Annotated in this window: 8 protein-coding genes; 7 read left to right on the top strand and 1 reads right to left on the bottom strand. The window is 52.4% G+C overall.

The features are described 5' to 3' along the window. Positions 1-548: 548 nt before the first annotated feature. Positions 549-1382 (top strand): PfkB family carbohydrate kinase, encoded by an 834-nt coding sequence (locus tag OCH80_RS09845; RefSeq protein WP_404540554.1) that lies wholly within the window; start codon positions 549-551, stop codon positions 1380-1382. A gap of 41 nt (positions 1383-1423) precedes the next feature. Further along, entirely contained in the window at positions 1424-1981 is a 558-nt protein-coding gene (locus tag OCH80_RS09840) for an ECF transporter S component (RefSeq protein WP_404540551.1), read from the top strand. Positions 1982-2040: 59 nt separating this feature from the next. Here the strand turns inward: OCH80_RS09840 and OCH80_RS09835 are convergent, their stop codons facing one another. Continuing rightward, on the bottom strand, positions 2041-4917 hold the full coding sequence (locus OCH80_RS09835) for a DEAD/DEAH box helicase (RefSeq protein ID WP_404540548.1): 2877 nt from the start codon (positions 4915-4917) through the stop codon (positions 2041-2043). 154 nt (positions 4918-5071) lie between these two features. Here OCH80_RS09835 and OCH80_RS09830 point away from each other — a divergent pair, with 154 nt between their 5' ends. From OCH80_RS09830 to OCH80_RS09810, 5 genes are all read left to right on the top strand, one after another. Next, positions 5072-5587, top strand: coding sequence for a YcxB family protein (locus tag OCH80_RS09830; protein WP_302188385.1), 516 nt, complete (start codon positions 5072-5074; stop codon positions 5585-5587). Between the two features lie 97 nt (positions 5588-5684). Further along, positions 5685-6128, top strand: a complete 444-nt coding sequence (locus OCH80_RS09825) for an Rrf2 family transcriptional regulator (RefSeq protein WP_302188386.1) — start codon at positions 5685-5687, stop codon at positions 6126-6128. A 123-nt stretch (positions 6129-6251) separates the two neighbouring features. Beyond that, positions 6252-7097: an NAD(P)H-binding protein gene (locus tag OCH80_RS09820; protein ID WP_404540544.1), complete on the top strand. Its 846-nt coding sequence runs from the start codon at positions 6252-6254 to the stop codon at positions 7095-7097. Between the two features lie 152 nt (positions 7098-7249). Further along, complete coding sequence (locus tag OCH80_RS09815) at positions 7250-7438, top strand: 2-hydroxymuconate tautomerase (RefSeq protein ID WP_154549409.1); 189 nt, start codon at positions 7250-7252, stop codon at positions 7436-7438. 259 nt (positions 7439-7697) lie between these two features. After that, complete coding sequence (locus tag OCH80_RS09810; RefSeq protein ID WP_154549410.1) at positions 7698-8285, top strand: hypothetical protein; 588 nt, start codon at positions 7698-7700, stop codon at positions 8283-8285. Positions 8286-8651 lie beyond the last annotated feature (366 nt).

Below are 8651 nucleotides of genomic sequence, written 5' to 3'. Positions count from 1 at the left end.
GTTTGGACCACGCTAGTTAGTCGCAAACCTCCGACCTCGGTCGGGGGTAGTTGATGCTTAGATAATTTCCAGATTTTTTCTTATTACATTTTTCCCTTAAAACACACAACATGACATTACAAAGAGGGCAGCCTTCCCCTGGGCTGCCTTTTTGCTGTCTTGTTTGATTGAAAAAGTCAGGCTATAACTATCAAAAAATATAAAATTTACGCAAAAGCAATTCTTTTAAAAAAGTTCACACTTTGTTCACAAAGTGTGAGTATAATCTTGAATCGTAGACCGGAATCCAAAAGCCAGTCTATAACATCCAAATTTCTTTTATTTTTCTTTCCTCAATGTAGAGATACATTGAATTTTATACATACACAACACATTCCTAACCAAATCAGCTGTTTCGCTTGAAACAGCTGATTTTTTGTTTGCTGAAAAAGCATGGTATACTTTTTAATAAATCTGAAAATAGCATTATTATTTTTCACTTTAATTTATTTCTCATAGTCTTTATAATGTGAGTTACGGCTACAATTGTGGTCAAAAGGGGGAGCAAGGTGAAATCAGTCTTAATCAGTCAAGACCTGTCCTGCGTCGGACAAGTATCCATGGCCGTGGCCCTGCCGGTTCTGGGAGCCGCGGGCCTGCGGACGGCGGCTTTGCCGACGGCGCTGTTGTCCACGCACACCGGCGGTTTTGGGGCCAATACCTACCTGGACCTATCGCCGGAAATTCCGGGGATCATGGACCACTGGGCCAGCCAGGACATCAGTTTTGACGCGGTCTACCTGGGCTATTTGGGGCAAGAGGCCCTGGATGTCTGGCTGACTGAGCTGCCTAAGCTTGCCGGCCGGCTGATCCTGCTGGATCCGGCCATGGCGGACCATGGCAAGCTGTATCGCGGCTTTGACGCGGGCTATGTGGCCAGAATGGGAGAACTGGCCCAGCACGCGGCGCTTTTGACGCCAAATTTGACTGAAGCCTTGCTGCTCCTGGGTCAGCCAGTCGAGAAACATGAGCGGATCGACCGCAAGGAGGCCTTTGAAATCGTGTCTTTGCTGCAAGCCAAGTTTGGCCTGGACCAGGTCGTCTTGACCGGGGTGCCGGTCGGCACGGCTGAGATCGGGGTCTTTGGCTTCAGCCGCCAGGATGCCTTCTGGGATTCCGTGCAGGAAAGGGTGCCTGGCAGCTATTTTGGCACCGGCGACTTGTTCGCCAGTGCCCTGATGGCCGGCCTGATGCACGGCTTTCATCTGCAGCAGGCCGCGGAAACGGCCGGCGCCTTTGTCGCCAAGTCCATCGCGAAAACCGCGCCAGACCAGGATCCGCGCTTTGGTCCCAATTACGCCGCGGCTCTGCCTTGGCTGCTTGGCCAATTTTTGGAAAAATGAAAAATGTGTGGTTTGAAGCGTGTTAGAGGAGGACTTTTACCATGAGAGATGAAGAAAACTCACTTAGGGCCTGGATTACGACCGGGCTCTTCGCGGCAATTATCTATTTAGGCATTTGGGTGCTGCGGATTCCGCTCCCAGCCGTCGTTGGGAAGCCATTTATCCACTTCGGCAACACCCTGACCGCCGTGGCCATCTTGTACCTAGGCTTTAGAAACGGCATGCTGGCCGGGATCATCGGCCTGGGCGGCTTTGACATTTTGAACGGCTACGCTGCTACCAGCTGGCTGACCATGCTGGAAGTAGTCGTGGTTGCCGCCGTCTTGTCAGCGGTCTTCAAGGCCTTCAAGTACGAAGACACGCCAAAGAACATCATGATTTTGGCCATCGTCGCCGGCGTGACCAAGATCTTTACTTCTTATGCCACGACCTTCATTGAAGGGCTGATGGCTGGGATGGCCATTAAGGCGGACTTTATCGGGGCATTTGCCAGCATGTTGCCGACGGTGATCAACTCCTGCTCAACGGCAATCTGCACTCCAATCCTGTACTTTGCCCTGGCAGACGCTTCAAAGCGCATCTTAAAGCGGGCGCGCTAAACAGCCTTATTTTTGCAAAAGAAAGAGGAACGACTCATGCAAGTCGTTCCTTTTTTGCTTTAATCCGCGAAAAGCAGGTCGTACATCCGCGGCGTCAATGGCTGGCGCAGCTTCAGGTCCAGGCCCACGGCCGGCTTCTTCGTGCCCAAAAGCTCCTCTTTAGCAGAGCCAGGGACGATCGCGGCCTCGCCTAAGTAGTAGAACTGCTTGCCATAAGCGTCGCTGCGCTTGACGAAGACCAAGACGTGGGTTGCCTGCTGCCCCATGGCAACGCCAGAGAGGAGTTCCTGGACTTCCGCGGAATCCAGGTGTCTGGGTGAGCGGGTGTACCAGCGCAAGGTCTGGCCATCGGACAATTGGTTGTCATAAACGGCGCTGCGGCGCCGCTTTTTATTGTCTTCACTAATTTCTTCTTTCTTATAGGTGATAAAAATGGGACAAACCTGGTTCGTGATCCGGTAGCCATACATGGGCCGGCTGACGTCAAGCGGCCAGTTGAGCAGGCGGCAGACGTCCTTGCGGTCGTATTGGCGGTAAAGGGTGAACTGGCGGCTGGCGTCGTAGTTTTTGGCCAAAAACAGGCCGGTCGCGATCGCGTCAGCGGCAAGGCGGCGAAATGCCGGACTGGGATCCAGAAGCTTGGGATTCAGGCAATAGTCAGCGCTATTTTCAAAGTCAACGATGGGCTCGCCGCCATATTGGTCCTTGACCGTGGTCTTGCCAGATTTCACGTTAAAGAAGTCCAGGGAGAGGACGGAGGCCAAAGACTTCCGCAAATCGCTGCTGTCGTAGAAGCCCAGCGCTTTCCAGCGCTTCTGCAAGGCCTTGCCGGCAACGCGAGCTTCTTTGCCTCGCGCGGCCAAAGCGAAGAGCTCCTTGAGCAGGTCCAGTTCATGTGGCCGCTTGCCCGTGGCCAGCTCGCGGGTGATAAAGGAGAGGATCTGGCTCTCATAGCTGGACATGGGACAGGCTTCGCCCATTTTTTCCAAAAAAGCGCCGTAGTGCTTGAGGCTTTTGTTCTCGATAAACAGCAGGGGAGAGACTTTCCCGCCGCGGGCAAAGTCCATGAGCAGGGGAACCCGGCCCAGCTCCTGCTGGCGCTCTAGGTAGGCCTCCTTGAGCTCTTTTAGGGCATCCAGCTTGACCTTGTCCAGGGAACGCAGGATTTCCTCGCTGGCGATCCGGCTGAAGCTGACCGTGCTTAGGCCCGCGAAGTCGGGGCGGCTTAGCTGCTGGCGCAGCTGGTCCTTGGAGATCTTTTGCCCGGCTAAGGCCAGGGGAATCAGGTAGTTGTGCTGGTAGTTGCCGATGAAGTCAATCACGGTGACGAAGGTCTGTCCTGGAAAAAGGCGCAGCCCCCGCCCCAGCTGCTGGATGAAGACGGTGCTTGACTGGGTGCTTCGCAGCATCACGATCTGGTTTAGCGAGGGAATGTCGATGCCTTCATTAAAAAGGTCAACGGTCACCAGGTATTCCAGCTGGCCCTGTTCAAGGGCTTGGACGGCGTCTTGGCGCGCTGCTTGCGAGTCCTGGTTGGTCAAGGCCCTGGCGGGGTGGCCCTGCTGGCTGAAGCTTTGGGCCAGCGCGCGGGCTTCTTCCTGCCGGCTGGCAAAGACCAGGCCCCGGGGCTGGTCGCCGTCATAGCCATAGTAGTCCAGCTCCTTGAGGATGTAGTCAACGCGCTCGCTGGCTCCCAGCCAGCGCAGGGAGCTGGCGTCAGTGGACGTGATGCCGTCTTTTTCATAGTCACGGATGCCGATGTAGTGGAAGGGCGTGAGCATTTTTTCCGCTAAAGCATCGCGCAGGCGGACTTCATAGGCCAGGTTGTAGTCAAAAAGCTGGTAGATGTCCTGCTGGTCCATCCGCTCCGGGGTCGCCGTCAGTCCCAGCCAGAAGTCAGGCTGGAAGTGGTCCATGAGCCGCTGATAGCTGGGGGCCGCGGCCCGGTGGGCTTCATCGATCAGGATGTAGTCAAAGGCGTCCTTGGGCATGGCTTGCAAAAAGCGGTCCCGCGCCGCGCTTTGCACCGTGGCAAAGAGGTATTTGGCGGCGGGATCAGCCCGCTGGCCGCCAGACAGAAGGGCGTAGTCGCTGGCTGGCCCGCCGATGATCTGCTTGAAGGAGGCCAGGGCCTTTTTGGCGATCTGCTCCCGGTGGACCAGGTAGAGGAAGCGCCTCGGCTGGTAAGCCTGGACCGCGAAGGCAGCCAGGTAGGTCTTGCCCGTGCCAGTAGCGGAAACGACCAATGCCCGGTGCTGGCCGCTTTTGACCAGCTGGTCCAGGGCCGCTAGCGCTTCGGTTTGCATGTGGTTGGGCTTGATGGAACTTGAAGCGTGTTTCACGTGTAACATGCGTTGCCGGCCAGGTTGCCAGTCCAGTTCATAGTCTTTGATCCAAGCTTCGGTCAGCGGCTGGCCGTCTCGCGCCAAGCGGTTGAATTCGGCTTTTAGCCTGCTGGTCAAGCCGGCCTGGTTCTTGGAACTGATCCGCAGGCACCATTCCTGGTTGGCGAGCAGGGCAGACCGGGTAAAGTTGGCGGAACCAATCACCGCGGTCTGGAAGCCATCATGGTCAAACAAGTAGCCTTTGGCGTGGAGCGGCCCTGGGGTGACTTTGACGGTCAGGTTCTCGATCTTCAGGAGCTCGCGGAAGACGCGGGGGGTGTTGAAATTCAAGTAGGTTCCAGTGACCAAGGTTCCAGAGACCCCCGCTTGGGCCAGGTCTTCCATGATCAGCTTAAAAGGAGCCAGCATGTCGGCGGAAATAAAGGCGACTGTCCAGGCAAAGCCGCGGCAGTCGGCCAATTGCCGCTTCAATTCTTGCCAGATGGTTTCCTGCTGGCTGTTGGTCAAAAGGCGTGGCCCAAGGAAATTATTGGCCGGGTACTGGGAGTCAGCAAGGCCGGCGAGGACCGCGTTGGTAAGTGCATCATTCATTGTTTCGCGTCTTTCTATTTCTTAGATCTTGTCCTTTATGATAGCAAAGGCAGCGGAAAGTTACACGTGAAACAAACACGGGGGGCTCTTTTAAAACCGGTCTTGGCCGATTTGTAGTAAAATTTAGATAAATCAGTTGAAAAGAGGGCTGAAGATGAAAAAAAGCAACCCATCCAAGCACATTGAGCGGCCAAGCCGGCCAGCCTACGTGACTGACGTGACCATGACGATTGACGAATATACCCGCATGGCCATGAAGGTAACCGAGAAGAGCCGACGCTTGATTATCGCCATCGCGGAAACTATCTGGATTCTCCTTGGGGCCGCAGCCTTTGTGCTGAAGCAGTACTCAATCACCGTCTTTTTGGGCGTGACGATCATTGCCTACCCGCTATTGATCGACTACCTGTACAAGCGCAAGCTGAAGAAGACTTTCGCGGCCATGCCAGCGGGCCAGAATGAGCACATCCGCTACGAATTCTATCCGGATCACGTTCTGCTGCTGACCAACCATGGGGACGGAAGCTACAAGTATTCCGACTTCATCAAGATGTTGGAGACCAAAGACGAGATCGTTCTGCTGCTCAGCCGCGACCAGGGACTCTTGATCCTCAAGGAAAACTGCAGTCAGGAGCTGCTGGACTTCCTGCGGGGAAAGTTTCCCAAGTAGCCGGTGTTTCACGTGTGACTTTTTGCCAGGAAAGTTGGAAATCCCTGGCAGGGGCTGGTAACATTAGAAAAACGAATGAAAGTGGAGGATAATTGACGTGAAGTTCTCACATAAATTGAGTGATGCTTTGCATTTGCTGTCGTATATCGTGATCTGCCATGACGGGGACCTGTCCAGCCGGCGGATCGCAAGCAGCATCCGCACCAACCCAAGCACTGTCCGCAGTCTGATGACCGACCTGCGCAAGGCCGGACTGCTGAAGACCCAGCAGGGGAGCGCTGAGCCGGAACTGGCCAAGGATCCCAAGGACATCAGCATGTATGACGTCTTCCGTGCCGTGGACATGGAGCACAACCTGCTTCACGTCGACAAGGACACTGAGCCCCGTTGCATCGTCGGCGGCAACATCCAGGACACCTTGGCTGACGCCTATGCGGAAGTTCAGGCAGCTGCCAATGCCAAGATGCGTGAGATCAGTCTGCAAGACATCGTTGACGGAATCTTACAGGCGGAAGCGGAAAGACCAGACAAACGAGCGTAAGTTTAAAATAAGTGGCCGGAGTGGCCGCTTATTTTTTTGCTAAAACGTGTTGTTTTTTAAAATACATGTGTTAGAATGACTGTAAATTAGAAACTAACAAGCAATGAAGACGGAGGAATAAACATGAAGAACGCGATTTCCGCGGCGACTGGCAAATTGGGTCAGACAGCCGTTAGAACTTTGGTTGATGAAGTTGGTGCAGAAAACGTGGTGGCGATCGTCCGCGACGGTGAAAAGGGGAAGAAGCTTCTGCCGGCAGGCGTAGAGATCCGCGTGGCAGACTACGGTGATGAAGCCGCCTTGGTCAAGGCCTTGGCTGGCATCGACAAGTTGCTGTTCATTTCTTCTCAGCCAGGCGGAGAATTCTCTAGAGCCGACCAGCACAAGAACATGGTTGAAGCCTTGAAGGCGGCGGGCGTTGGCTATGTAGCCTACACCAGCTTCCCGATGGCTGACAAGAGCAGCAACTGGCTGGCCGCTGACCACCAGCTGACGGAAAAGCTCATTAAGGAAAGTGGCGTTAAGCACTCATTTTTGCGCAACAACTGGTACTTGGAAAATGAGCTGACCTTCTTGGCGCCAGGTCCGGCAAGCCAGGTCTACTGGGCCAACAATTATGCCGGCTGGGCCTTGGAAAGAGAGTATGCTGCCGCTGCTGCTAAGGTTTTGGCCAGTGAAAATCCAAAGGAAGTCTACGAATTTGCTGGTCCAAAGCGCGACTACAAGGACCTTGCTCAAGAACTGGGCAAGGCAACTGGCAAAGAGGTCACGGTCAAGCAGGTCAGCCAGGAAGAATACGCGAAGCTGCTGGAGGGCATGGGCTTGAGCCATGACGTGGCAGCCATGTATGCTGGCTTCCAGCAGCCGATTGACGATGGCTCATTGACTGAAGACAGCAGCGACTTGGAAGAAGTCTTGGGCGGCTTGACTCCGCTGGACCAGGCAATCAAGGAAGTTCTTGGCCGGTAATTTTTTAGAATAGAAGCACGTGCAGACGCTCGGTCCGCGCGTGCTTTTTTGCATGAGAAAGAGGGACTTTTTTCAAGAGATGGGCTATTTTTTAGAAAAAAGCACGTATAATAGAAAGAAACGTCAGATCCTAAAAAATGGAGGTATTGAACATGCCATTTGTACATATCGAATTGTTGGAAGGCCGCACTCCAGAACAACTGGAAAAGATGATGAAGGACGTAACCCGCGTCATCTCAGAAGACACTGGTGCTCCGCAAGAACACATCTCAGTCATCGTTAACCAATTGGGCGAACGTCAACTCGCTCAAGGCGGTGAATGGAGAACTCCAGCTAAGTAGTCCTAGCTCAAAGCAAATGCCTGTCGCGTGAAGCGGCAGGCATTTTTTATAAGAAATATTTTTGGTGCTACATTTCAAGTGAAAAGTGCAATATCTAAAGACTTTCCAACCTTATGGCAGATCTTAAAATGTTGATTTACAGGGCTTCTGTGCCTCCGACTTGTCAGTGGATTTTCCTAGCATGTTTCGGTTATATTTGTTCCATGAAATCCGCAAGCGCTTTACACAGCGCCAGCTGCTGGCAAACGAGGAGGAAAAAATGATCGAAAACGGACGCCTAGTGAAGGCAAGCAATGTTTTAGTAAAAGAATTCAGTCGGGAAGAAGCAGGAAAAATGAACGTTAAACGCTACTGCCTTTTAGCGCAACTGTCACGGCCGACTTTCTATGCCTATTATGGCAGTTTGCCACAATTGGTTACGGAACTGTTGGTCAAGCAGCTTGAAGTCAATTTCGTTCCAGAACATGGTGGCTATAATTCCGGACTAAACCAGCTTCTGCTCTACATGTCAGCCAATCGCAACTACTTCCTGCACGCGATTTCTTTCATTAAAGACGTTCAATGCCGGCAAACTGGCCGAAAGAAAGGAGAGGAGTTTGCTATTATGCTTCCTGATAAGGTCCGCGAAGCAATTTTGCGAGTAACGCGCAATTATGTGGCTGAGCATTCTAAAACTGGTGATTACTCTAACAAGATGGTCCGCAACGCTGCTGACTTGATTTACGCCACCTTATACGAATGGATTAATCATGGAATGCGTGATGATCAGTCTGAAATAGTTGACCGTTGCCAAATCGCCGTCCAAATTATTGAAGACCAAATTCGGAAGACCGCTGTCGGCAAATGAACAAGCAAGCCTGTCAGAAATGGATTAAGAAGAGGGAAAGCGGGGATTGTTGCACTAAGAAAAGAAAAAATAAAAAAGTTTCAGAAAAAATCACGGCGTTTTCAAGCAAATTCCGAACTATCAGGAGAGAATATAGTAATGATGCCGACTTAACTTTATGAAAGTATGGAAAGAAAAGAAGGCTGTTGTCACAACGCGTCCGTGCGTTCACGTGTTAAACCGAATGAAAATGTAAATTTGACGTAACGAAAAAGTCTAGTATACTAATATCTGTTGCCGCGCGAGACACGAAGCTCTCACGGAGGCACGACAAAATAAATCAAAAAACTTGTTGACAAATTCTTAACAAGCGAGTAAGATATAAAA

The organism is Lactobacillus sp. 23-2, assembly GCF_044902225.1.
Lineage (GTDB): Bacteria > Bacillota > Bacilli > Lactobacillales > Lactobacillaceae > Lactobacillus > Lactobacillus absianus.
Note: the sequence above shows the minus strand (reverse complement) of the source record. Positions and strands in the feature narration are given on the sequence as shown.

Excerpts from the sequence above, each read along its gene's own strand:
- OCH80_RS09840 (WP_404540551.1), top strand. The coding sequence starts at position 1,424 with ATGAGAGATGAAGAAAACTCACTTAGGGCCTGGATTACGACCGGGCTC.
- OCH80_RS09835 (WP_404540548.1), bottom strand. The coding sequence starts at position 4,917 with ATGAATGATGCACTTACCAACGCGGTCCTCGCCGGCCTTGCTGACTCC.
- OCH80_RS09830 (WP_302188385.1), top strand. The coding sequence starts at position 5,072 with ATGAAAAAAAGCAACCCATCCAAGCACATTGAGCGGCCAAGCCGGCCA.
- OCH80_RS09820 (WP_404540544.1), top strand. The coding sequence starts at position 6,252 with ATGAAGAACGCGATTTCCGCGGCGACTGGCAAATTGGGTCAGACAGCC.
- OCH80_RS09815 (WP_154549409.1), top strand. The coding sequence starts at position 7,250 with ATGCCATTTGTACATATCGAATTGTTGGAAGGCCGCACTCCAGAACAA.
- OCH80_RS09810 (WP_154549410.1), top strand. The coding sequence starts at position 7,698 with ATGATCGAAAACGGACGCCTAGTGAAGGCAAGCAATGTTTTAGTAAAA.